Source organism: Periweissella fabalis (assembly GCF_012396505.1).
Lineage (GTDB): Bacteria > Bacillota > Bacilli > Lactobacillales > Lactobacillaceae > Periweissella > Periweissella fabalis.
Window position 1 is genome coordinate 35,844 of sequence record NZ_JAAXPN010000009.1, and the last position, 25,749, is coordinate 61,592.

22 protein-coding genes and 1 riboswitch are annotated in these 25,749 nt (G+C 36.5%); of the genes, 20 read left to right on the plus strand and 2 right to left on the minus strand.

The window, feature by feature from the left end; genetic code table 11:
• The first annotated feature begins 11 nt into the window (after nucleotides 1–11).
• From kdpB to HF964_RS07955, 6 genes are all read left to right on the plus strand, one after another.
• Complete coding sequence (gene kdpB / locus HF964_RS07930) at nucleotides 12–2,027, plus strand: potassium-transporting ATPase subunit KdpB (protein WP_168722515.1); 2,016 nt, start codon at nucleotides 12–14, stop codon at nucleotides 2,025–2,027.
• Between the two features lie 10 nt (nucleotides 2,028–2,037).
• On the plus strand, nucleotides 2,038–2,574 hold the full coding sequence (locus tag HF964_RS07935) for a potassium-transporting ATPase subunit C (RefSeq protein WP_168722516.1): 537 nt from the start codon (nucleotides 2,038–2,040) through the stop codon (nucleotides 2,572–2,574).
• A gap of 15 nt (nucleotides 2,575–2,589) precedes the next feature.
• Nucleotides 2,590–5,196: a DUF4118 domain-containing protein gene (locus HF964_RS07940; RefSeq protein ID WP_168722517.1), complete on the plus strand. Its 2,607-nt coding sequence runs from the start codon at nucleotides 2,590–2,592 to the stop codon at nucleotides 5,194–5,196.
• Nucleotide 5,197: 1 nt separating this feature from the next.
• Nucleotides 5,198–5,902 (plus strand): response regulator transcription factor, encoded by a 705-nt coding sequence (locus tag HF964_RS07945; RefSeq protein ID WP_168722518.1) that lies wholly within the window; start codon nucleotides 5,198–5,200, stop codon nucleotides 5,900–5,902.
• Nucleotides 5,903–5,999: 97 nt separating this feature from the next.
• A complete protein-coding gene (locus tag HF964_RS07950; RefSeq protein ID WP_168722519.1) occupies nucleotides 6,000–6,635 on the plus strand; it encodes an NAD-dependent epimerase/dehydratase family protein in 636 nt (211 codons plus the stop codon).
• Nucleotides 6,636–7,132: 497 nt separating this feature from the next.
• Nucleotides 7,133–8,179 (plus strand): hypothetical protein, encoded by a 1,047-nt coding sequence (locus tag HF964_RS07955; protein ID WP_168722520.1) that lies wholly within the window; start codon nucleotides 7,133–7,135, stop codon nucleotides 8,177–8,179.
• Nucleotides 8,180–8,468: 289 nt separating this feature from the next.
• Here the strand turns inward: HF964_RS07955 and HF964_RS07960 are convergent, their stop codons facing one another.
• The gene (locus HF964_RS07960; protein WP_168722585.1) at nucleotides 8,469–9,716 is read right to left on the minus strand and encodes an ammonium transporter; all 1,248 of its coding nucleotides are present in this window, start codon (nucleotides 9,714–9,716) and stop codon (nucleotides 8,469–8,471) included.
• 180 nt (nucleotides 9,717–9,896) lie between these two features.
• On the opposite strand from HF964_RS07960, the gene HF964_RS07965 reads away from it, so the two are divergent.
• The 5 genes from HF964_RS07965 (at nucleotide 9,897) to HF964_RS07985 (ending at nucleotide 14,274) form a co-directional block, all read left to right on the plus strand.
• A complete protein-coding gene (locus tag HF964_RS07965; RefSeq protein ID WP_168722521.1) occupies nucleotides 9,897–11,660 on the plus strand; it encodes a 6-pyruvoyl-tetrahydropterin synthase-related protein in 1,764 nt (587 codons plus the stop codon).
• Nucleotides 11,661–11,956: 296 nt separating this feature from the next.
• Complete coding sequence (locus HF964_RS07970; protein WP_168722522.1) at nucleotides 11,957–12,211, plus strand: KH domain-containing protein; 255 nt, start codon at nucleotides 11,957–11,959, stop codon at nucleotides 12,209–12,211.
• A 19-nt stretch (nucleotides 12,212–12,230) separates the two neighbouring features.
• Nucleotides 12,231–12,737 (plus strand): ribosome maturation factor RimM, encoded by a 507-nt coding sequence (gene rimM, locus HF964_RS07975; RefSeq protein WP_168722523.1) that lies wholly within the window; start codon nucleotides 12,231–12,233, stop codon nucleotides 12,735–12,737.
• Entirely contained in the window at nucleotides 12,737–13,474 is a 738-nt protein-coding gene (gene trmD / locus HF964_RS07980; RefSeq protein ID WP_168722524.1) for a tRNA (guanosine(37)-N1)-methyltransferase TrmD, read from the plus strand. The genes rimM and trmD overlap by 1 nt, the downstream gene beginning before the upstream one ends.
• Before the next feature lie 284 nt (nucleotides 13,475–13,758).
• Nucleotides 13,759–14,274 carry a DoxX family protein gene (locus HF964_RS07985; protein ID WP_246220269.1) on the plus strand — a complete coding sequence of 172 codons (516 nt, stop codon included), beginning with the start codon at nucleotides 13,759–13,761 and terminating at the stop codon, nucleotides 14,272–14,274.
• Nucleotides 14,275–14,449: 175 nt separating this feature from the next.
• On the opposite strand, the gene HF964_RS07990 is transcribed toward HF964_RS07985, so the two are convergent.
• Nucleotides 14,450–15,790 carry an aspartate kinase gene (locus HF964_RS07990; RefSeq protein ID WP_168722526.1) on the minus strand — a complete coding sequence of 447 codons (1,341 nt, stop codon included), beginning with the start codon at nucleotides 15,788–15,790 and terminating at the stop codon, nucleotides 14,450–14,452.
• A gap of 175 nt (nucleotides 15,791–15,965) precedes the next feature.
• A riboswitch (Lysine riboswitch) is annotated at nucleotides 15,966–16,147 on the plus strand.
• 133 nt (nucleotides 16,148–16,280) lie between these two features.
• On the opposite strand from HF964_RS07990, the gene alr reads away from it, so the two are divergent.
• Genes alr through HF964_RS08035 form a run of 9 tightly spaced genes read left to right on the plus strand, consistent with a single transcriptional unit; the run spans nucleotide 16,281 to nucleotide 25,705 of the window.
• On the plus strand, nucleotides 16,281–17,396 hold the full coding sequence (alr, locus tag HF964_RS07995) for an alanine racemase (RefSeq protein WP_168722527.1): 1,116 nt from the start codon (nucleotides 16,281–16,283) through the stop codon (nucleotides 17,394–17,396).
• Nucleotides 17,397–17,413: 17 nt separating this feature from the next.
• The gene (lysA, locus tag HF964_RS08000; protein ID WP_168722528.1) at nucleotides 17,414–18,712 is read left to right on the plus strand and encodes a diaminopimelate decarboxylase; all 1,299 of its coding nucleotides are present in this window, start codon (nucleotides 17,414–17,416) and stop codon (nucleotides 18,710–18,712) included.
• A gap of 35 nt (nucleotides 18,713–18,747) precedes the next feature.
• Nucleotides 18,748–19,458, plus strand: a complete 711-nt coding sequence (gene dapD / locus HF964_RS08005; protein ID WP_168722529.1) for a 2,3,4,5-tetrahydropyridine-2,6-dicarboxylate N-acetyltransferase — start codon at nucleotides 18,748–18,750, stop codon at nucleotides 19,456–19,458.
• A gap of 4 nt (nucleotides 19,459–19,462) precedes the next feature.
• Complete coding sequence (locus HF964_RS08010) at nucleotides 19,463–20,647, plus strand: N-acetyldiaminopimelate deacetylase (protein WP_168722530.1); 1,185 nt, start codon at nucleotides 19,463–19,465, stop codon at nucleotides 20,645–20,647.
• A gap of 3 nt (nucleotides 20,648–20,650) precedes the next feature.
• Entirely contained in the window at nucleotides 20,651–21,526 is an 876-nt protein-coding gene (gene dapA / locus HF964_RS08015) for a 4-hydroxy-tetrahydrodipicolinate synthase (protein WP_168722531.1), read from the plus strand.
• Nucleotides 21,526–22,218: a 4-hydroxy-tetrahydrodipicolinate reductase gene (locus HF964_RS08020; protein ID WP_168722532.1), complete on the plus strand. Its 693-nt coding sequence runs from the start codon at nucleotides 21,526–21,528 to the stop codon at nucleotides 22,216–22,218. The genes dapA and HF964_RS08020 overlap by 1 nt, the downstream gene beginning before the upstream one ends.
• Nucleotides 22,219–22,234: 16 nt before the next feature.
• Entirely contained in the window at nucleotides 22,235–23,410 is a 1,176-nt protein-coding gene (locus HF964_RS08025; protein WP_168722533.1) for an aminotransferase class I/II-fold pyridoxal phosphate-dependent enzyme, read from the plus strand.
• A 32-nt stretch (nucleotides 23,411–23,442) separates the two neighbouring features.
• Nucleotides 23,443–24,654, plus strand: coding sequence for an aminotransferase class I/II-fold pyridoxal phosphate-dependent enzyme (locus tag HF964_RS08030; protein ID WP_168722534.1), 1,212 nt, complete (start codon nucleotides 23,443–23,445; stop codon nucleotides 24,652–24,654).
• A complete protein-coding gene (locus HF964_RS08035) occupies nucleotides 24,641–25,705 on the plus strand; it encodes an aspartate-semialdehyde dehydrogenase (RefSeq protein WP_168722535.1) in 1,065 nt (354 codons plus the stop codon). Before HF964_RS08030 ends, HF964_RS08035 begins: the two co-directional genes overlap by 14 nt.
• The last annotated feature ends 44 nt before the right edge of the window (nucleotides 25,706–25,749 follow it).

Below are 25,749 nucleotides of genomic sequence, written 5' to 3' on the forward strand. Positions count from 1 at the left end.
GGAGTAGTAAGATGGAAAATGTTGTTTTAGCAATCAAAAAGCTTTCACCACAAGTGCAAGTTAAAAATCCTGTCATGTTTGTAGTCTATATTGGCGCGATTTTAATAAGCTTATTATTCGTAGCTGGCTTTATGGGAGTAAATCCTGGTAACAGTTGGTATACGTTTAGTATTGCTCTAATCTTATGGTTAACGGTCTTGTTTGCCAATTATGCGGATGCAATTGCCGAGGGACGGGGGCGTGCACAAGCAGATAGTTTAAAAAAGTCAAAACAAGATGTAATTGCATATAAAATTATTAATGAACAAACACAAGTAACAGAAGAAATAATTTCTAACCAATTGGTACCTGGTGATATTGTATTAGTCGCTGCTGGGCAACAAATCCCAATGGATGGTGAAGTTATTCAAGGGACAGCTGCTGTTGATGAAAGTGCTATTACAGGTGAATCATCACCGGTTGTTCGTGAAGCAGGTGGTGATCGTAGTGCTGTGACTGGTGGGACAACGGTCTTATCAGATATTTTAGTTATTCGTATTACAGCAAAGGCCGGTGAAAGTTTCCTTGATCAAATGATTAACATGATTGAGGGTGCCCAACGTAAGAAAACACCTAATGAATTAGCATTACAAATTTTATTAGTGACTTTAACAATTATTTTCTTAATAGTTGTGGCAACTCTTTATCCTTTTAGTAGTTTTGCTAGTAAAACTGCAAGTCAAACGGTCTCAGTAACTAATTTAACAGCTTTATTAGTCTGTTTAGCACCAACAACAATTGGTGCGTTATTATCAGCGATTGGGATCTCTGGGATGAGTCGTTTGAATAAAGAAAACGTGATGGCCAAAAGTGGTCGAGCGATTGAAGCTGCTGGTGATGTCGATGTTTTACTTTTAGATAAAACAGGGACTATTACTTTAGGTAATCGTCGTGCAGTTGCATTATACCCAGTCGATGGTGTAGCCTCAGAAAAATTAGCTAGAGGCGCATTATTAGCTTCAATTGCTGATGATACCCCAGAAGGACGGAGTGTCGTTGATTTGGTAGCGGAACAATTTAATTTGACAGCCACAGAATATGATACGAGCACTGCTAATTTTGTACCGTTTACAGCCAAAACACGAATGAGTGGTTTAGACATTAATGGTGATACCTATCGAAAAGGTGCCACTGATTCCGTAAAAGCATTTGTTGAAAATAGTCAGTATACGTGGCCTAAAGATACAGAAATAATTGCTGAACAAATTGCCAAAGATGGTGGTACACCTTTGATAGTGTTAGCTAACAGTGAAGTTTTAGGGGTGATTCACCTTAAAGATATTATTAAACCAGGAGTACAAGCACAGTTTGAAGCCTTGCGTAAAATGGGGATTAAATCAGTTATGATTACTGGTGATAATCCTTTAACAGCGGCTGCAATTGCTGCTGAGGCTGGGGTAGATGATTATATTGCTGAGGCAATTCCTGAATCTAAATTACAAGTTATTAAGGACTATCAAAATAATGGTCACCTTGTTGCGATGACTGGTGATGGAACTAATGATGCACCAGCATTAGCACAAGCTGATGTTGCCGTTGCTATGAATACAGGTACGGTTGCAGCTAAAGAAGCTGGTAATATGATTGATCTTGATTCTAGTCCAACAAAGTTAATTAAAATTGTGGGAGTGGGTAAACAACTGCTAATGACACGCGGAGCTTTAACAACGTTTAGTGTTGCTAATGATGTTGCTAAATATTTTGCAATTTTACCAGCTCTATTTGTAGGTGTGTATCCGCGACTTACTAGCTTAAACTTCATGCATTTAACAAGTCCTAAAACAGCAATTTTAGCCGCATTGATTTACAATGCATTAATTATTATTGCCTTAATTCCGATTGCTTTACGTGGAGTTAAATATAAGGAATTGAGTGCCAATCAGTTGTTACGTCGAAATTTATTAATTTATGGTCTTGGTGGTTTAGTATTGCCATTTTTCATTATTAAAATATTTGATATCGGGTTAACTTTACTTGGAATAAAATGAGGTAATTAAAGTGAAAGTTTTATTAAAACAAGCAACGATTATTATTGGACTATTGATGATTAGTACAATCCTATATACTGGTGTAACAACGGCCGTTGCCCAAATATTTTTTCATAAATCAGCAAATGGGAGTTTGATTTATCAGCAAAAAAAGGTTGTTGGTTCAGAATTAATTGCTACAGATACATTAAATCCTAAGTTATTTATTGGTCGAGTTCCATTAGCAAGTAACTTAGCTCAAAATAGTTCTGCTCAAAAATTAGCCATTTCTAAACGAGTGGCTCAAATTCATGCATTAGATCCATATAATTCTCAATTGATTCCAGTTGATTTGGTGACTGGTTCAGCAAGTGGTAGCGATCCATATATTAGTTTGGCGGCAGCTAATTATCAGATAAATCGTATCGCACGGGAGAACAAAATAACCCCAAAACAAGTGCAATTAATTGTTAATAGTGCGACAACTAGTGCACTTAATAACTTATTAGGAACTACAGCGGTAAATATTGTGAAAGCAAATCTGGCATTACAGTCAATCAACAAGTAAGAATGGAGTTTAAAGATGGTTAAAGACGCACGCACATGGCTAGACGAAATCAATGCCACTGAAAGTAAACGTGGACGATTAAAAATATTTTTAGGATATGCAGCGGGTGTCGGTAAAACCTATCGTATGCTTGAAGAAGGGCATGCTTTATTAGAAACAGGTGTTGATATTGTAATTGGATATGTTGAAACTCATCAGCGCATTGAAACTGAAGCATTATTGATGGGTTTTGAAATTATTGATGGGATTAAACATCAATATCGGGAGACTGAAATTCATGAATTGTCTGTTAAAAATATTATTAAGCGGCACCCAGATATGGTTATCATTGATGAATTAGCTCATACCAATAGTAGCTCATGGAATCGGAAGCGGTACCAAGATATTGAAGAAATTTTATCATCAGGGATATCTGTATATACCACAGTTAATGTGCAACATTTTGCTAGTTTACATGAATTAATTAAGCTAATTACAAACGTTAATGTCAAGGAAACTGTGCCAGATAGTTTTATTGCACAAGCAGATAATTTGGAATTAATTGATATTGAGCCAAGCGTGTTATTAAATCGGTTAAAAGCTGGAAAAATATATCGACAGCCGCAAGCACAATTAGCAGCTCAGAATTTCTTTAAGTTGCCTCACCTAACACAATTACGTGAAATTGCTTTACAACAAGTAACTCGGCAAGTTAGTCAAGATAATTCAAAACAAGGGCAGCAAACTCGCCATTTTTTGGTCGCAATTAGTGAATCACCAAATGCTATTAATGCCATCCATTGGGCATATAGGCAGGCCCAAGCATTCGATGCTCTTTGGACAGCAGTGTATGTTAATACGCGACAAAATTATTTGCCAACTGACACTTTGAAAGCTAATTTAAAATTGGTACAAGAACTTGGTGGTGAAGTAGCAATACTGACAGGTACATCGGTTAGCGAAGCCCTAATTCAATATATGCAAGAAATAAAAATATCTAATTTAGTAATTGGTAAGCATACTAATCAAAGATGGCTAGGATTTTTACAACAAAATATTGAAGATAAGATTATGGCAGCAATTCCATTTGTAGATATTCAAATAATTCCAGGAATTAGGCAATCGAGTTCATGGAAGTCTCGTTGGCTACCAGTTAAGATTCGTTTTAAAGAAGTCCAACTATCTGATTTTATGCGAGCAATTGGACTATTATTACTAGCAACTGGTATTAATTTAATGTTGCATCATTATTTAGCTGAGAATTCAGTCAAAATCATGGTTTATTTTATTGCAGTGGTACTAATTTCACGCTTTACTAAGGGATATATAGCGGGGGTGATTAGTAGTGTAACCAGTGTATTTTTATTTGATTATTTATTTGTGCAACCTATTTTTTCATTTAAAATTGCACAAAGTTATTACATCCTAGTATTGATAATGATGGTCATTACAACCATTATTATCAGTAGCCTAACATCAAAGCTAACAAAACAGATGAAATCCTCAGTTAAGGAAGCTAAACGAAGTGCGATTTTATCTGATTTGAGTACAACTTTGATTAGTATGAATGAGCCCAAAGTAATGAGTCAAAAGGTGGCTAATATACTACGTGATTATTTTGATACTCCTGTTCAAATTTTTTATAATCGAACTCATTCGGTAGTGAGTCATTATGCACAAAATTTAGAATTTAATTTAGATGAAAATAATCATGAAATTATTCAATGGGTTTGGCACCATAATCAGCCCGCTGGTAATGGTACTGAGACTTTAAGTGGTAAAAAATTATTTTATTTGCCAATTACTTTTAAACAACGTCCTTTAGCAGTGTTAGTAGTTAATGGGCGCAAGTTTGATTATCGCCAACGATTAGAATTAGGAATATTTCTTTTTCCATTAGCATTAGCCCTAGATAACTACTATTTAGCACAAGAAAAGCGCAAAATAGCGGTTGATAATGCAAATAATCAATTGAAAAGCGATTTATTACGATCAATTTCACATGATTTGCGAACACCATTGACAAGTATTATGGCTAGTACCGATCATTTATTGATGCGCGATAATTTAACCGTGGATGATCAAGTGTTACTAAAAAATATTAATAAAGAATCTAATTGGCTGATTCAAATGATTGAGAATATCCTAACAATTACCAAAATAAGTCAAGGAAAAGTTAAATTGGATTATACTAGCGAGGTTATTGAAGATGTTATCTTTGCGGCAACCGAAAAGTTTAAATGGATTAATCCAGCCTTTGAAGCGAACTTCAAAATTCCTGATGAGTTAATTTGGCTTGATGTTGATAATAATTTATTTCAACAAGTTTTAATCAACCTTTTTGATAATGCTCAAAAGCACGGGGATGCCAATGAAGCAATTAATATCTTGATTAGGAATCAAGCAACAATGGTAGAAATTGTTATTCAAAATATTGGCCAACAATTTTCAAAACAACAAATCCAGCAGTTGGGTAATAGAAAAAGTGAGCTAAATACTAAACAAACAGATCAGAAAAGAGGCTTAGGTATTGGCTTATTTCTTTGCCAAACAATTATTAATTTACATCGTGGTAAGCTAATATTTAGTAATTGGTCTTCAGGTCCACAAGTAACAATCATCTTACCTAAAAAGGAGTTATAAAATGCTTAGAAAGACAATTGCCGTTATTGAAGACGATCAATCAATTCAAGATATCCTTAGAATAACGTTAAAAGCTGCTAATTTTGAGGTTATTCAAGCTTTATCAGGTAAACAAGCGCAAGAGCTTTTATTAACTAATAAAGTTGATTTGATTATTTTAGATTTAGGGTTGCCTGATATTGATGGCGGAGATTTATTGCTTCAATTACGCAAGGTAACCACAATTCCAGTGTTAGTCTTAACAGCACGAACAGAAATTAATGATAAACTTGCTTTATTCAATAAAGGGGTCGACGACTATATAACTAAACCATTTGAGGAAGCCGAATTATTAGCTCGTGTAATGGCAGTTATGAAACGAACATATAATATCACTGGTTATGGTCGTGGAACCTATCAAAGTGGGGCATTAGTAATTAACTTAGAGCAACAGATAGTATTTAAGGATGGTAATCAGTTACATTTAACAAAAAATGAGTATGGTCTATTAAGTAGTTTGTTTCAAAACCCTCAAGTTGTAATGGATTATTCTACCTTAATAAGGAATGTATGGGGTGTACAAATTTTGGCCACTCAAAATGAAACTCTACGGGTTACCACAGCCAATTTAAGACGAAAATTAGGAACATTTAATGGCGAACAGTACATCGGTACGGATATCGGTGTAGGCTATCGTTGGAAGTTTGAAACAAAGATTATTGAATGATTTAACAGGCAGACTTATAAACTACGGTGTCAATAACACCAAATTTTAAGCACAAAATGTATAATATAGTTATAAACTTATATTTGGAGGATTTGGTATGAAAGTAGTTATTTTCGGTGGATCAGGTTTTTTAGGAAAAGGGATTGTATCAGAATTATTAAAAGATGAATCAAATGATATTACGATAATTTCACGTCATGCTAAACCAAATGATACCGTAGCAAAGTTAAACTGGGTAAAAAGTGATTTGCTACGTGATGCAAATTGGCATCAAAGTGTTCAAGACGCCGATTGGGTCATTGATTGTATTGGTATTTTATTTCCAAATATAAAAAAAGGGATTACGTATCGTAAAGGAATTTTTAGGCCTGCGCAAGTAATCATTGATTTTTTAGTAACGTTACCAATTGATGCACGGCCTAAGTTTATGTTTATTTCAGCTAATCGAGGACCATTTTTTATGGCACCTTATATGCATGCTAAGCGACAAGTTGAACAGTTAACAGATAATTTAGTTTCTGATCAAGTAAAAATTGTCTATCCAACGGTTATGTACGATAAAAGCCGGCCCTATAGTGTTATGATGGCATTAGGAATGGGAATATTAACATTAATACCTGGTATTAATATCTTAATGCGTGGCTATGAGCCTATGAAACGTAGTCGAGTATCAAAAGAAATTGCTAAATTGTTATGCGGTGAAAAATCTTTTATTGCGGCGCGACGAAGATAGTATAAAGCTACAATAAATAAGAATAATTATACAAAATAATCTATTTATTAATGTTAATAAACGAGCGTAGCAAATTATATCTGTAATTAAAATGAAATTTTCATTTTAATTAACTTATGCTATCATTTATCCTATATAAACTAATGGTGGGGTAAGAAAAAATTAAAAAGATATATAATATAATTGGTTATAGTTTGTTTATCATAATTGCGATTATGTATATTATTAATGTTATAAATGTAAATAATTATATAGTTTATATCAATAATAGCTTTGTAAATTCTATTTTTAGGGATGAGTCATTTACGATAGGTTTATTAAACAATTCATACACAAATATTATACGATATGATGCCTTAGACGTTCATCCGCCGTTGTATTATTTGTTACTTAAATTAGCAACAATTCCCTTTCGCTTATTTCATGTCACACCTAATCAAATGATTGTAAGTTATCGATTTTTCTCATTTATAACAATGATTATCGGTCTAATTGGTATGACGAAAGTTGTAAAGCAACTTAATATAAAAACAAATATTTGGACATATAACTTATTTTTATTAGCACCAACGTTATTGATGTATTCAAATCAAATCCGGATGTATCAATTAGCGAGTGCAATAATTGCCTGGCTCATATATATGCTACTTAAATATCAGGAGACTTCAAAAGTAATTTGGATAGTTGGTGCAATAATTATTGCCGAAATGGGTGCATATACACATTATTTCACAGCATTAAGTTGTGGCATAATTTTAATGGGGTTTATTGGTATCGCACTAATAAACAAGCAAAGAACAATTGTAAAGCAATTAAGTTTGGGATTGGCATGTTTTGTTATAGCCTATATTCCATGGTCAATAGTTGCTCTAAAGCAAATTATGACGGTTTCTAAAAGTTATTGGATTACAGCAGATGAAAGTTGGCAAACACTGTTTAATTTAACCGGAGGACAACATACAATTGATGCAGTCACTATTGGTATGTATCTTTGTAGTATATTAGTGGTCGCTCAATTGTATATCTTTTTAAAAGATCGTGGTGGTGTTATCAGTCAAATTTCAGGCCTTTTATTAGTATCAATTCTAATTTTGTATGGTTTAGGTATTATATTTACTTTACTAAATCATCCAATATTGATAGCTCGATACTTATATCCACTATTTTTTTGCTACTTGTTTTTAATTATTGCTGTACTAACTAATAACGTAAATTCGTCGAAGCTTATGCTAAGCTTGATATTTTGCGGTTTGATTTTTCAAAATGTGCAATATATGTATATTCATACCAAAGGGATTATGCCCGACATTGCACAAATTAAACAAAAACCTCAAAAAGGGGTCATCAAAATAAAGCGGGTAATACCTCAAAATGAAGCTGATTATTTTTTGGCAATAGTGGCTAAAAATCCGCAACAAACTTTTATTATTAATGCAAAGTCAATTTACAATGTAACAGGTAGACATAAGCTTAGTGAATTGAGCGAAAAAGTTAGACCTAACCTGGAATCTTTTACAATGTATAATCAACGATATAAAAATTAGAAACATGCATTGTTAGAAAACAAAGAGCCGGTGACATAACTAAAATTTAGTATTAATTTGCTTATTGAGCGTGGCCTAAAAGGGCAGATACTAGCATAAAATACAAAAATCCCGATTGAATTCAATCGGGATTTTTGTATTTTATGCGTTATCTGAGCAGCGATTTGTGCTTTAGGTTAGTATTTGTTTTGTTGAAAATGTTCTGGCAATAAATTATTAAGATAGGATGTGTGAGATAGCAGATAGTTTATAACTTACAATTCACATAGAAATTTGCAAAACGAGTAAGTTAAATATTTTTCTTAGCACGAACATGTTGATTAAATTGTGGTGAGCTAATAATACTAATATATTCACCATGTAATTCATTATCAATTCCGTTACGCTCAATGCTAGCAGGGATACGTAATGGAATAAATAAGCTAATAAATTTTCCGATTAACCAAGTCATACCAGCGGCTAAAATAACAGTAATTACAATTGCTAATAACTGGATACCTAATTGCTTTAAAGAACCTGTTGTAATAACACCATGATAATCCTTGGTAGCAAAAAGTGCTGTAAGAACACCACCAACAATACCACCGATTCCATGAAAACCAAATGCATCAAGCGTGTCATCGTATTGGAATTTTGTTTTTAAAAAATCGACTAAAAAGTAGACAATAGGTGTAACAATTATGCCCATTAAAATAGCACTTGTTGGCGTAACAAAGCCAGCAGCGGGAGTGATAACGACTAAACCAACCAAACTACCTGAAAGAGCAGCGGATATGCGTGCTTTATTAGTTTTAATAAAATCAATAATAAACCAAGTCGTTAAGGCAGCAGCGGCAGCGATATTAGTGTTAATAAATGCTAATATCGCTGTACCATTGACGGCAAAGGCTGAGCCACTATTAAAGCCAAACCAGCCAAACCATAATAAAGATGCCCCAATTAGTACATTAGACATGTTATCTGGTGTATCATTTTCGGTACTAAAATGCTGACGTCGACCAACTAAGATAGCTAAAGTTAAGCCAGATATTCCTGAAGAAATGTGCACAACATCACCACCAGCAAAATCAAGTGCTCCCATTTTTTGGAGGATACCACCACCCCAAACCATATGAGCAAGTGGGGTATATACTAAAATTAGCCACATTGGAATAAATAATAACATAGCTTTTAAATTCATTCGGCCAACAACGGAACCAGTAATAATGGCAACCGTAATGATGGCAAACATTCCTTGAAATAACATATAAGCAGCATCAGGAATATGCAAATTTAAGGTAGAATGATCATATGATAGCCCGTGTAGTAGTAAATTATTAAAATTACCAATAAATAGTCCTTGACCTGAAAATGCCAAACTATAACCACAAATTACCCAGATTATTGGGACGATACCTAGTGCGATAATTGAAAGAAAAACTGTGTTGCTCGCAAATTTACGATTTGCAAGACCACCATAAAATAAAGCTAGGCCAGGGGTCATTAGCCAAACTAAAGCTGTGGATCCTAAAATCCATACAATATCACCAGAATTCATCATAAAGTTCTCCTATTTACAATTTTTTTAATTGTTAATCATCATAAAAAAAACAAAGTAAAACTAAAAGAGAATATGTCAGATAAACTAACATGTCTATTAAGAAATAATTAAATTTAAAAATAATGGATGATATATGATAAACTTAGATAATTATTAGAAAGATGGTCTTTGGGTTAAATGAGATTACGAATTTTAAAATTTACGTCAATAGTATTATTCTTTTTGCTAGTGTCTATAGTAAATACAGCTATAATTTACCATCCGGGAGAAGTTTTAACTGGAATAGATTCATTATTTAACTTTAGTCGAATATTTGAAATTAACAACGCTTTGGTTAATGGAAATAATATTTTTAATTTATACAGTTTTTCAACTTTTGGAAATATTGGATCGGCGGTTCAAAAATTTTATCCAAATTATGTATTAACAATTTTTAGTTTTATTTACATGTTTACACATAATTTTGTGGCTACATACTATGGTGGAATAACAATACTGACGTTTTTTGGAATGCTGATTGCTTATTTTTGTTATAAACAATTTAAAAATAATGAAAATGAATCAATTTTATTCTCGTTGGTATATATTTTATCAACTTATCACATATTTAAATTGATTTTTTCATTTGATATTAGTGAATGGACAGCCATGTTATTTTTACCAATTTTATTTTTGGGTGTTTATCAAATTATGGGTAAAAATAAGTGGCAAGGAACATTTGTTACCGGATTAGGTATGGGTTTGGTTTTAGCAACGCATATTTTAACAGCGTTAATAAGCAGTCTTATTTTGGGAATAATTTGGTTAGGTTTTTTAATAATTAATCGTAAAAACTTGGTTGGTAAATCTATTAAATTACTAATGTCAATAGTGCTAGTTCTTGGTTTAAATTTACCTTTTTTAGTTACATACATGCACCTTAAAACATATATAAATACACCAGAAATTGCTGATCTAGGTTCAAGAGCTGCTAACTACAGTGAAATTATTAATAATAGTTTGAGTAATACAATAGCTGTCTCTAGCTCATTTGGTATTTTCTTTATTATTGCAATTATATACAGTATTATACGTTTTAAAAGTTTCACAGATGTTGACAAAGTTATTTTAGCGTTGATGATGATTACGTCAGTACTGAGTTCAAAACTTTTTCCATGGTCTGCTTTAAATAATACGCAACTTGTGTTAATTCAATATTTATCACGCTTCATTGGGGTTGGAAGTATATTCATGGCTCTCATTATTGCTAAGATGGCAGCAGAGATTATTGGTAATGATTTGAGAAGTCATCTTAAATTGGGTTTTAGTATCATAATAATTATTGGCTTACAGTTATCAGCAGCATACAACCAACAATATGCGGCATATCAATCGGCAAAAACAGTACCAACAAAAATGCAACAATCAACGCAATGGCTTGTTAAACATAATATAGCGGGTCTTGATAATAATATTGTGGTCAATAATATAAATGCGACTAAAATTATTAATTATCTTAACTTGACAGTTAATTCTCTCGACTATTGGCCAGCATTGAGTGTCCCATTTAAAGCTTCAATTTTTGAACAGCAAATTTGGACGGATAAAAATAATCATGTTAGATATATTACTCAGCCAGAGCAACGTAATAATGAAATCTTAGCTAGAATAAAAAGTGATAATAAAACTGCTAGTGTTGACTTGCCAATCCTAAATTATAAAAAGCAATATAATTTATTTGTGAATAATAAGAAAACCGAATATCATCTTTCACAGCGTGGTACTATCGAATTTCAAATTAATCAAAAGGATACAGCAATTAAATTAATTCCTAAGGATACAGTGAAGTTTAATATCTTAAACTTATTATCATTTATTTGTTTGATGATTACTGTGGTAGGTATGTGGTTTATGTCAAAGAAAAAATTTAAAAAATGCGTCTGTGACACAACTAAAATTTAGTAGTAATTTGATTATGGAATGTGTTCCAAAAGACAAATAGAGTACAAAACACTAAAATCCCGCCCGAATTTTTTATTCAGGTGGGATTTTAGTATTTTGTCATGTTTCTTTTTTAATATAATATAAGCGTACGTACCTTTGATAAAAAGGTAAATTATAACTTTTAAGATGAAAAACCCAGTCATAACTAAAAATATGTTACAATAATTACTTATGAAATAAGGTAGCTTTATAACTTATCCAATTTGAATTAATAAACAAGGAGCTCATTTTGAGCATTTTTGGTAAAATATAAAATGAATGAAGAAGCACTCAAAAATTTAGTATGCACGATTATTAAGCCACTCATTACTAAACCAAATGTAATGACTGTAACACTTACGGAATCAGCTGCTAATATTAGTTGCATCGTATCAGTTGATTCTAGTGATTTAGGAAAATTAATTGGATATGGTGGTACAACAATCCACGCCATTCGCGAATTAATCTTTTCAGCACATTTAAGTGCTGGTAAAAAAGTATATATTGAAATCGAAGCATTGAAAAAGTAATTAATACGAGGAAATAAATATGGAATATTACAAAGTTGGAACAATGGTAAATACCCACGGAATTCGGGGTGAGGTACGTGTAATTGCAATTACTGACTTCCCGGAGGAACGTTTCCAAAAAGGTAAGCAATTATTTATTGATAATAATGAAAAAACACCAGTAACAATTGCAACTGTTCGTAATCATAAGCAGTTTATTTTAGTTTCATTTGTCGATAAACAAAATATTAACGATATTGAAAAATATAAGGGCATGGATTTATTGGTTGCCGATGCTGACTTAGATGTTCTTGAAGATGGTGAATACTACTACAAAGATATCATTGGAGCTAAAGTTATAACTGAAGATAATGTTGAAGTTGGGAAGGTAAAAGAAATCTTTGAAACAGGTGCTAATGACGTGTGGGTTGTAACGCGGTTAGGTAAAGAAGATCTATTACTACCAATGATTGACGATGTAATTAAGAATGTTGATATTGAAAATCAATTGATTACAATTGATTTATTGGAAGGGTTGGATGATTAATGCGAATTGATGTTTTAAGTATTTTCCCTGATATGTTTAAGCCAATGACGGAATCAATTATTGGAAAAGCCGTTAATCGTGGCTTAGTTGATTTTTCAGTAACAGATTTCCGGAATTTCACTAATAATAAGCATAACAACGTTGATGATACACCATTTGGTGGTGGTGCTGGGATGCTATTAACACCACAGCCAATTTTTGATGCCATGGATGCCATTAAGGCTAAGGCTGGTGATTATGGTCGAGTTATTTTACTTGATCCAGCAGGCGTTCCATTTACACAAGCTGTCGCTGAAGACCTTAGTGGTGAAGAACATATTACTTTTATTGCCGGTCACTATGAGGGTTATGATGAACGTATTCGTGAATTAGTAACTGATGAAATTTCATTAGGTGATTATGTTCTTACTGGTGGTGAGTTAGGTGCGATGGTAATTATTGACGCGACAGTTCGTTTAATTCCAGAAGTTTTGGGTAACCGTGAATCAGCTATTGGTGACTCATTTTCAACGGGGTTATTAGAATATCCTCAATATACTCGGCCAGCTGACTTTCGTGGTCGGCAAGTACCAGAAGTTTTAACCAGTGGTAATCATGCTAAAATTGCTGAATGGCGCATGAAAGAGTCACTACGTCGCACATATCTACGACGTCCAGATTTGTTAGAAAAAATAGAATTAACGAAAGAACAAGTTAAGTTATTAGCTGAAGTTGAAGCTGAAGAAACCACAGATTAGGTATCTATAGATATTTAATAAACAGAGTGTGCTAAAAGGCACTTAGATAACGAATAAAATCAAAAAGACTGAATTTGTAAAAAATTCGGTCTTTTTTGTGTTTTATAAAATTATCTGCCGCTTGGAAAATATATTATTGGCAAATTACGACTAGTAAAGAGTAGAGTACGTTCCATTTTGTGACTTAAACGTAAGTCATAATACATATGCTTGTAATATCGCTAATGGAATATACTAATTAAGATATCATAGTAGACAAATTAGTAAAGGAGTTGTATATGGTAATGGAATTTTTACGAACCAATAAATGGGTGATGTACACAATAACTATTTTACGAATATGGCTGGGCTATGCTTGGTTTCTAAGTGGCTTTAATAAAGTAACCCATGGCTTTTCAGCACACAAATTTATTAATATGGCAATTAAGAATCCAGTTCAAGGAATGCACGGTGAGCAATTTCCGTGGTTTACTGTTTTCTTAAAAATTTGTACAAATAATGGATCTCAAACAGAAATATTTTCAATGTTAGTACCGTGGGCAGAAATTTTAATTGGTTTTGGATTAATTTTTGGACTCTTTAATTTAGCGGCTGCTTTCTTAGGACTAATAATGAATTTTACTTTTATATTTGCGGGAACAATTTCGAGTAATCCAAATTATATTATAATTGAATTTCTAATTTTGGTAATAGGTAATAATTCCAGTAAATTAGGTTTAGATAACCTAGTAATACCATGGTTAAAAAATAAATTTTTAAATAAACGTAAAACGTATCAACCTTATGAACCACACTTTTAAGCTAGAAAAGATTATAGATAACTCTTTTCTAGTAGAAATTTTATTCTAAAATATATTTTAAAACTTCGATATATACAAAATATAAAAAAGCCTAGGGAATTTTATTTTTCCCTGGGCTTTTTTCCGAGTATTTTGAAAATTCCCCGGCTTCTAGTACAGCGTTTTTCATATATGCTTAGTTTGTGCAGTCTGTGTAAATAGCAGCAACTGCATCTGCAACGTCAGCTTGTGCAACACCAAGCATAACTGCGATTCGTGATGCCCCTTGGTTAATCATTTTAACCCCGATATTTCGAGTTGAAAGTGCATTTAAAATATCAGTTAAAACCCCAACTTGATTACGCATACCTTCACCGACCACCATAATAATGGCATAGTCCTCATACCACTCTAAAATGTCAGGCTTTACGGCTTGTTGAATTTCAGCCATAGCTAAGTTAATAACTTGCTCATCAATTTGACTTTTGTCCAAAATAATTGTTAAATCATCAATTCCAGATGGCATATGTTCATAACTGATATTATATTTTAATAAAATTTGTAAAATTTTAAGAGTAAAACCGACCTCTTTATTTAGAAGATAACGATGTAAGTATATGGCTGCAAAACGATTAGAATTTGCGACACCAGTAATTTTATGTTTTATGGATAACTCGGTATCTGGCACAATAAGAGTTCCTGGAGCACTTGGATCATTAGTGTTTTTAACATTGATTGTTATATTACCTTGGATAGCTGGAATAATGGCTTCATCGTTGAAAACTTGAAAACCAGCATAGGCTAGTTCACGCATCTCTTTATAGCTCATTTGAGAGATTGCGCGTGGGTGAGCAACAATATTGGGGTTAGCCGCATATATTGCACTAACATCGGTAAAATTTTCGTAGAGTTCTGCTTTTAGACCACGTGCCATAATTGATCCAGTTATATCAGAGCCACCGCGGGCAAAAGTAGCAATTTGATCGTCGGCAGTGTAACCATAAAAGCCCGGTACGATTAAGTATTCATCGTCAAAAGGGAAACGCTTAATGTTTTGATATGTGAACTCGCTCACTTGAGCACTATCAGCAGTTCCGGTTACTAAAATTCCAAGTGCTTTAGGATCGGCGTAAATGGCAGGTAAACCAAGGTGATTAAAAATCAAGGCAATTAACATGGCATTTAATTTTTCGCCATGAGCCTTAAAAGCGGCTAGTTGATCAGCTGAATTTGCAAATGTGGTTAGAGCTAATTTTTTTATTTGAGCATCAATTTGACTGAATTTTTCAACAGGCAAACTGAAATAATTAGCTATTTCCCAATAACGATTATAGATTTCTTTTTGTAAAATTTCACTTTGTGGATTTACAGCATATTGAATCAATAAATCTGTGACTTTGACATCATCTGCCTGGCGTTTTCCAGGGGCTGAAACGACTAAAATTTGTCGTTGATCATCAGCTTGCATAATATTAATAACTTTTTCTAGTTGTGGTCCATTTGCCAATGAACTACCACCGAATTTAACAACTTTCATGTGTATACTCCCTGAATTTTTATCTTGGTTGCGATTTTAACCATGAACTATGAAAAAAAGCAAGTTTTAAATGAGAATAATGTGAATTATTTAAATTAAGGATTAGGTAAATTCAGTTTTTTTTAATATTTAAGCTTGACCTTTTTTTTTAATTTGATATGATAATTGTAATTTAATAATTCAAAGAGGTTGCGACCAACAAAAGTAAAACAAGTGAGTACTACTATACGATGAACTTGTTTGAAAGGGGCGGTCGCCGAAGGAAAGCTATTGAGTAGGATAGTGGACTTGGGCCGATATTTAAGAGGTATCGGACTGTCGTAGCAAGAATGTCGGCTACGGGGCGCTTTCGACAACATGATTTTTTTGTGGTATAAACTATACAGCAAACAAAAATGTGCTTAAGTGCAAACATTTTTGTTTGCTTTTTTTGTACCTAAAATCACCTGAAGAGCGTTGAATTAAATCTAAATCAAAGAGGATTTAACCAATGGTAGTAGCACAGATGCGCGCTAGTCGTATTGAGGTTTCGCAAAGCGCAATTAATCAAAATGTTAGAGTTACAATGCAAACAAGTCATGCAAAGCATATGTTTTTAGCCATTAAGGCCAATGGCTATGGCCACGGCCTGTTAGAAATGGCGCAAGCAGCCAAAAATGCAGGTGTTTATGGCCTCGCGGTTGCCGTTGTTGATGAGGCATTAGCAATTAGACAAGCTAAATTAGATATGCCAATTTTAATTTTAGGTTATACAGAGCCACAATATGCAGAATTTTTGGCGCAATTTCAAATTATTACCACAGTGCCATCAGTTAGTTGGCTAGAGGAAGCGCAGAGCTTTTTAACTGGAAATCATCCGCTCTTAGTATCGTTGGCCGTTGATACCGGGATGAATCGTATTGGTATGCGCACGGCAGCTGAAGTTCAAGCAGCGGTTGCTGTGATGCAAGCCCATCCTAATTTATTTACTTGGGAAGGAATTATGACCCACTTTGCCACATCAGACACGGCTGAAACAGATTATTTTGAAATGCAACTTAGTCGTTGGCACACGGTTATTGATGGCCTCCCATGCTTGCCACCAATGGTGCATGTCGCTAATTCAGGAGCAGCGATGTATCATGCTGATGAAGTGCCAACTGATTTTATTCGTGTAGGGACTGTGGTTTATGGCTGGGAACCTTCTGGAAAAGAATTGAATCCTGGAACGGAATTAGTTCCGGCTATGTCAATTAAATCTGCATTGAGCTTTGTTAAACAAATTCCAGCTGGTGAAGGTGTTAGTTATGGCCATCTATATCACACAACTAATGACGAATGGATTGGGACGATTCCAATGGGCTATGGTGACGGTCTGACACGCACAATGCGTGGGTATAAGATTTTGGTTGGAAATGAATGGTGTGAAATCATTGGGCAAATTGCGATGGATCAGATGATGGTACGGTTACCACATGCAATGCCAGTAGGGACACCAGTCACAATTTTGGGAACTAATGGCACGCAGACAATTGATATTTGGGACGTTTGCGCCCATTGTCACTTACAACCATGGGAATTTGCCAATCAGTTAAGTGATCGATTACCCCGGTATTTAGTTGATTAAGAGAAGAGGAAGAAGATATGCAAGCAGATTACACAATTAACACCGCCGGCCACTTATCAATTGGCGGCTGTGATGCCTTAGCATTAGCTCAAGAATTTAAAACCCCGTTAGTCGTTTATGATGTTAGTAAAATTCGTCAGACTTTCCAAGATCTCCATGCCACATTTGAAGCTGCACAGATTGATTATGTAATTAGTTACGCTTCAAAGGCCTTTGCCACGATTGCGATGTATCAGGTTGCAAAACAAGAACATGCCCATATTGATGTGGTTTCTGGTGGGGAGTTATTTACCGCGATGCAAGCTAATTTTCCAATGGCTAATATTAGTTTTCACGGTAACAACAAAAGTTATGAAGAATTAACGATGGCTGTTGACCAAGAAGTTGGGATGATTGTGGTCGATAATTTTACGGAAATCAAGATGTTACAAGAAATTTTACGCAACCATGCCACCACCGCTAATATTTTATTACGAATTACTCCAGGAATTTCAGCCCATACGCATGAATACATTCAAACCGGCCAAGCTGATAGTAAATTTGGTTTTGATTTAGCCAGTGGTCAAGCGGCTGAAGCTTTACAAATAGTTTTAGCTGATGAGCACTTTAAGGTTTGTGGAATCCATGCCCACATCGGGTCACAAATCTTTGAAAGTACTGGCTTTGTAGAAGAAGCCAAAATTTTGGTGGCAACCTTAGCTAATTGGCAGGCCGAATATGGCTTTAACGCTCAAGTTTTAAATCTTGGTGGTGGCTTTGGAATTCGCTATACCCAAGATGATGAACCAAAAGCTCCGCAAGATATGTTAATCACCGTTATCAATGCGGTCAAAGCAGCGGTTGCAAGTGCCCAGATTAAGATGCCTGCAATTTGGATTGAACCGGGCCGTGCCGTTGTTGGGCCGGCTGGATATAGTTTATATCGTGTCGGCACGCGTAAAGATGTACCTGGAATTGAGGCTTACATTACAGTTGACGGTGGGATGGGTGATAACATTCGCCCCGCGTTGTACCAAGCTGAATATGAAGCTGTCTTAGCTAAAAATCCGCAAGCACCAACGACGCAAACCGCCCGTCTAGCCGGCAAGTATTGTGAATCAGGGGATATCTTAATTGAACACCAAGCCTTGCCAGATGTTGAACAAGGGGATGTAATTGCAATGCTAGCCACTGGTGCATATGGGTATTCAATGGCTTCAAATTATAATCGCAATGGGCGCCCAGCAGTTGTTTTTGCTGAAAATGGGATCGCCAAGGTGGTAGTCAGGCGTGAAACGTATCAAGATTTAGTCGCGCTTGATGTTAGTTACGAATAAATAAAAAACGTTCTTTATATAGAAGGAGAAATTCCATGGCAGAATTAAACGCCCAAGAAATTATTGATTTTATTAGCAATGCTAAAAAGCAAACCCCCGTTAAAGTCTATGTAAACGGTGAATTAACCAACCTTGAATTTCCAGTGACAATTGAAGCCTATGTTACTGGCACCACCGGTGTCTTGTTTGGTGATTGGGAAGTTGTTGAACCGTTTTTAACGGCTAACGCGAGTGTCATTAAGCAATTTCGGGTTGAAAACAATGCCCGTAATTCAGCGGTACCATTACTCGATTTAAAAGGTATTCATGCCCGAATTGAGCCCGGTGCCATCATTCGTGATCAAGTAACAATTGGTGATAATGCTGTGATTATGATGGGGGCATTGATTAACATTGGGGCTGAAATTGGTGAAGGCACAATGATTGACATGGGGGCCGTCCTTGGTGGGCGTGCCATTGTTGGTAAGCATGCCCACATCGGGGCCGGAACAGTATTGGCCGGGGTAGTTGAGCCAGCTTCTGCTACGCCAGTAATTGTCGAAGATGATGTCTTGATTGGGGCCAATGCGGTGGTTATTGAAGGAGTACGAATTGGTCAAGGAGCCGTTGTTGCCGCGGGGGCCGTGGTGATTGAAGATGTTGAACCATACACCGTTGTCGGTGGGGTGCCAGCGCGCGTAATTAAAAAAGTTGATGCTCAAACATCAATGAAGACAGCACTATTAGATAGTTTACGAAAGTTGTGATGATATGATAATTGATGATTTGCAAATTGCCGATTGCGGCTTAACGGAAGCGCAATTAATTGATATTCGCCGGTATCTTCACCAAATACCAGAATTAGCGTTACAAGAAGTCCAGACTAGTGCAACTTTAAAAGTAATTATGCACCAATTTAAGCAAGATCATATCGAAATTATCACGGTACCAGAGTTACCAACGGCTATTTTGGTGAAAGTCCATGGTACTAACGCCCAACGGACAATTGGTTATCGGACTGATATTGATGCCTTGGCCGTTTCAGAAGACAATGATTTATCATTTAAGTCAACTAATCCTGGGAAAATGCATGCGTGTGGTCATGATATTCATATGACCGTGGCGTTGGGCATTTTAAGCTATTTTGCGAATCATCAACCAAGTGATAATTTAATCTTTATTTTTCAACCGGCCGAAGAAAATTTTGCTGGCGGAATGCGCTTATACGAGAGCGGTATTTTAAGTGGTGCTAATCAAATTGATGAATTATATGCATTACATACTAATCCCGACTTAGCTGCGGGGACGATTGGTTGTCGTAATGGGACGTTATTTGCCGGCACGACGGAAATCCATGCTGAATTTACGGGAATTAGTGGGCATGCTGCTTTTCCGCACCAAGCTAACGATATGGTGGTCGCCTTAAGCCAATGGCTCGTCCAGTTACAAACGATTGTTGCTCGCAATGTTGATCCAATTAAGGGCGGGGTTGTTACAATCGGGAATGTTAGTGCGGGAACCGCTAATAACGTGATTGCTGGGAGTGCTCAAGCGCATGGCACTATTCGGGCATTGCAACAACCAACAATTGATTTAATTAAAGAGCGGGTCACAGCGATTACCCGCGGAATTGAAGCAAGTTTTGATTGTCAGATAAAATTAACTTTGAATCAAGATGGCTATTTCCCCGTCGTTAATGCACCCCAAATCACAGAACGTTTCATCAATTATGTTAGTAATAATCCCGCGATTAACTATGTTGAAACGCAACCAGCGATGACTGGTGAAGACTTTGGTTATTTAGTTGCTAAGATTCCTGGCATGATGTTTTGGTTAGGGGTTGATTCACCAGCCGCATTACACTCAAGTAAATATTTAGCAAATGAAGCCGCAATTATGGCGGCCGTTAAAACAATGATTGGCTTTATTGAAAGCCGCATGAAAGAAGAGGACTAAGTAATGTTATTAAATGAAGCACGGGTTATTACGGCGATTATTACACCATTTACAGCGGATAATAAAATTGATTTTCCCGCTCTGGAAACTTTGACCAATCATTTGTTAGCTCATGGAAGTGATGGCTTTGTCATTGGTGGTACAACTGGTGAAGGCGCCACGATGTCAGATCGGGAAAAAATTGAATTATATCAAGGTTTTGTTAAAATCGTGGCTGGCCGGGGCCCAATTATTGCTAATATTGGAACCAACAATACGGCGGCTTCAATTGAATTTGGCCAGGCAGTAGCTGAAATTCCTGGAATTGATGGGGCTTTAGCGGTCGTGCCATATTACAACAAACCTAATCAAAAAGGCTTAATTGCCCACTTTACAGCGATTGCCGATAATGTTGATTTACCATTGATGGTTTACAATATTCCGGGACGTTCGACGGTGAAAGCATCGGTTGACACTATCTTAACGTTAGCTAAGCATCCCCGCATTACAGCGCTTAAACAATGTACTGATTTAGATGAATTAGCCGCAATTATCGAACATGCCCCCAGTGATTTTACCGTTTACACCGGTGAAGATGGGCAAGCATTAGCGGCCAAAGCGTTAGGGGCAGCTGGGGTGGTATCAGTGGCTAGTCATTTATACGGGGATGAATTTCAAGCATTATTTACCGCATTAGATGCTGGTAATGTTGCCGAAGCTGGTCGCATCCAACGCTTCTTAAATCCAAAAGTGGATACTTTATTTAGTTACCCATCGCCAACCCCGGTTAAAGCGGCGTTAACAGCGGCCGGATTTGCAACGGGTGGTGTGCGCTTGCCACTTGTAGATTTAGATGAAGCTGAAATCGCCGAAATTTTGGAAAAATTGGAGAAAAACTAATGTTAAGATTAATAATTTCCGGTTTTAATGGCAAAATGGGGGTCGAAGCTGTTAAAATGGTGATTGAATGTTCAGATTTTGAACTTGTCGGTGGTTATGCGCCCCATGGTAAGGCAACTGATTTAGCGGTACCAGTATTTACTGATTTAGCAACCATCCCCGATCATTTTGCAGATGTGTGGCTGGATTTATCAGTTCCAAGCGCAGTTTTTGCCAATGCGCAAGCCGCATTACAAAAAGGAATGCGGCCATTAATTGGGACGACCGGCTTAACATCTGCCCAAATCACGGAATTACAAGCATTGGCTCAAGCTCAACACTTAGGTGGGTTAATTGTGCCAAACTTTAGTGTGGCGGCAGTCTTGATGATTCAATTAGCGCAACAAGCAGCTCAATATTTACCAGATGTTGAAATTATTGAAATGCATAACATTAAAAAAGTTGATGCACCTTCTGGTACGGCTAAATACACGGCTAATAAAATTAAGCCCGATGGTATTGTGCCAATTCATTCAGTGCGCTTGCCAGGTTTAGTTGCCCATCAAGAAATTTTATTTGGTGGTACCGGGGAAATGTTAACTATTCGTCACGATTCATTCAATCGCGAATCATTCATGCCAGGGGTAAAATTGGCATTACAAAAAATTTCAACCCTTGATCAATTAGTTATTGGCTTAGAAAATATTCTATAAGTGAGGTGGCGTTACGATGCCCGCAATTTCAGCAACTCTTTTGAACCGGATTAATCCAATTATGGATACGCTAAAACCTGCCGCAATTCGCGCGTTTGATGCACAAATTTCAGATATTCCTGACATTATTAAATTAACGATTGGGGAACCTGATTTTGATGCACCTGCCAAAATTAAAGCCGCCGCGGTGGCGTCGATTAAAAATAATGACTCGCATTACGGTAAAACCCAGGGGTCATTAGCACTTAGAACGGCGATTAGTGATTTTTTACACCGTAAGTATGATCTTGAGTATGCACCAACCAGTGAAGTAATTGTTACGGTGGGTGCCATGGAAGCGTTGGAAACTTCATTACGGACGATTTTAAAACCGGGTGATAAAGTTATTGTGCCAACGCCTGGTTATCCAATGTATTTATCGATTTTGGCTAGTTTAGGGGCCGTACCCGTCTGTGTTAATACTGCAGCAAATGGGTTTAAATTAAGTTCGGCACAACTTGCCACAACGTTAACCGAGCATCAAGCCAAAGCAATTATTTTTAATTTTCCATCAAATCCAACCGGTGTTACGTACACCGCCGAAGAGTTAGCTGAATTAGCAACCGTTATGCAACAACATGATATTTTTGTTGTCGCCGATGAAATTTATAGTGAATTTACGTATGGCAAGCCCCATGTTTCGTTAGCTAAATATTTACCCAAGCAAACGATTTTAGTTAGTGGGGCTTCAAAAGCTTACGCTATGACGGGGTATCGGATTGGCTTTGTGGCCGCCCCGGCAGCATTAATTAAGGAAATAACTAAATTTCATCAGTATACGGTGACTACCCATATTAATAGTTCAATGGCCGCGGCTACCGTGGCTTTTAATGAATGTGATCCAGAAATTGCTGTGATGCGGGCAGAATATGCTAAGCGGCGTGATTATATGGTTGCACAATTAACGGCCCTTGGTTTTGGGGTCGCCAGTCCAGATGGGGCCTTTTATTTATTTATTAAAATGCCAACCCGTTTTGGGACAGATGATACGGCGTTTGCATTACGTTTAGCACATGAAGCCAAAGTAGCGTTAATCCCGGGAAATTCATTTGGCCCGGGTGGTGAAGGGTATTTACGGTTATCATACGCTGCTAGTCAAGCACAATTAGCAACAACAATTGAACGTCTAGCCGCATTTTTGGCGACTAACTAAGCATACATTGCTAATACGAAGAGGTAGATGAAATGCCAGTTATTATGAGTGAATTATTAAAAAAAATCAATCCGGTAATGGAACAATTACAACCAGGCTCAATTCGGGCTTTTGATGAACAAGTTTCCGATATTGAAGATATTATTAAATTAACTTTGGGGGAACCAGATTTTGATACCCCTGAAAAAGTTAAGGCGGCCGCAATTGCGTCAGTTGAAAATAATGAATCACATTATGCTAAGACGCCTGGTAACCTTGAATTACGACAAGCAATGGCCAACTTTTTAGCCCGTAAATATGATTTACATTATGCCGCTGACAATGAAATTTTAGTTACACTCGGTGCAACTGAAGCGATTCAAATTACGTTAGCCACAATTTTGGAAGCGGGGGATGAAGTAATCATTCCAACCCCAACTTTTCCACTATATGAATCAGATGTTATTAGTTTGGGGGCGATCCCCGTCTTTGTTAATACCCAATCAGATGGATTTGTCTTAACTCCGGAACGGTTAGCAGCTACTCTGGCAGCCCACCCAACAGCGAAGTGTTTAGTTTTTAACTATCCTTCCAACCCAACCGGGGTAACTTATACGGGGGCGCAATTAGCGGCCTTAGCAGCGATTATTAAGCAATATGATATTTTTGTCATGTCCGATGAGATTTATAGTGAATTGACGTATACCCAACAACATGTTTCAATGGCTCAATATTTACCAGAGCAAACGATTTTAATTAGCGGTGCTTCCAAAGCGTATGCCATGACCGGTTATCGAATTGGCTTATTAGCCGCGCCAGCTGCGCTCGTGCAACATATTACTAAACTACATCAATATGCAGTCACAACACACGTTAATAGTGCGATGGCAGCAGCAACAGTGGCCTTTAATGAATGTGATGCAGAAATTGCCACAATGCGTGCAGCCTATCAAGCCCGTCGTGAAATGCTAGTGCAAGCTTTTACTGAGATGGGGTTAAGTGTTGCGAGTCCGGATGGGGCCTTTTATTTATTTATTAAAATCCCCGCTGAATTTGGGGATGATGATTTTAAATTTGCAGTTACCTTAGCCCAAGAAGCCAAAGTCGCGTTAATTCCTGGTAGTAGCTTTGGCCCTGGTGGGGAAGGGTATGTCCGGTTATCATATGCCGCGAGTGAGACTAAGTTAAATACGGCAGTTACACGAATTCAGACGTATTTAGCAGCAAATAAAAATGATGAAGGAGCACAATATGCGAGAATATAATGTAGCAATTTTAGGAGCAACGGGTGCGGTGGGAAATCGCATGATCGCACAATTAGCCCAATCAAGTATTCCGGTAAAAACGATTAAGTTATTGGCATCAAAACGCTCAGCTGGCCAAACGTTAGCTTTTCGTGACCAATCAGTTGTAATCGAAGAAGCAACCCCAAGTAGTTTTGATGGGATTGATTTAGTCTTTGCTTCAGCTGGGGGGAGTGTTTCTAAACAATTATTACCTGAAGCTGTGAAGCGTGGGGCAGTTTGTGTTGATAATTCAAGTGCCTTTCGGATGGATCCAACCGTACCGCTAGTTGTACCGGAAGTAAATCCTAACGATCTTGCTAACCATCAAGGGATTATTGCTAATCCAAATTGTTCAACGATTCAAATGGTGGTTGCGTTAAACCCAATCTATCACCAATATGGCTTAAAGCGGGTAATTGTGTCAACGTACCAAGCCGCCGGTGGAGCTGGTCAAAGCGCGCTTGATGAATTAAATATCCAAAGCCAAGCGATTTTAGATGGGCAGACACCAGAAGCGCATATTTTACCAGTTAAGAGTGCCGCTAAGCACTATCCATTAGCATTTAATCTAATTCCGCAAATTGATGTGTTTGATGAACAAGATTATACATATGAAGAATGGAAAATGACTCACGAAACTAAGAAAATTTTGCTCGGTGATCCCGAAACTAAAGCTCTAGCGGTTAGTGCAACTTGTGTCCGAGTTCCTGTGCCAATTGGGCATGGCGAATCAGTATATTTTGAGACTAAAGATACTAACGTCACCCCGGCAGAATTAAAGGCGTTATTGGCCAGTGCCCCTGGGGTAGTTTTACAAGATGATCCTGCCCAACAAATTTATCCCATGCCCATAAATGCGGTTGGCAAACAAGAAACTTATGTTGGTCGGTTACGGGCTGATTTGGATCAACCTGGTGGTTTCCATACGTGGATCGTGGCAGATAATTTACTTAAAGGAGCTGCCTGGAATGCAATTCAAATTGGTGAATGCTTAGTTGAACAAGATTTAGTCCATGCAACAATTAACTAGTGTCAAGAAGTTTCACTTGTCAATCAGTTAGAGCTATGATAAGA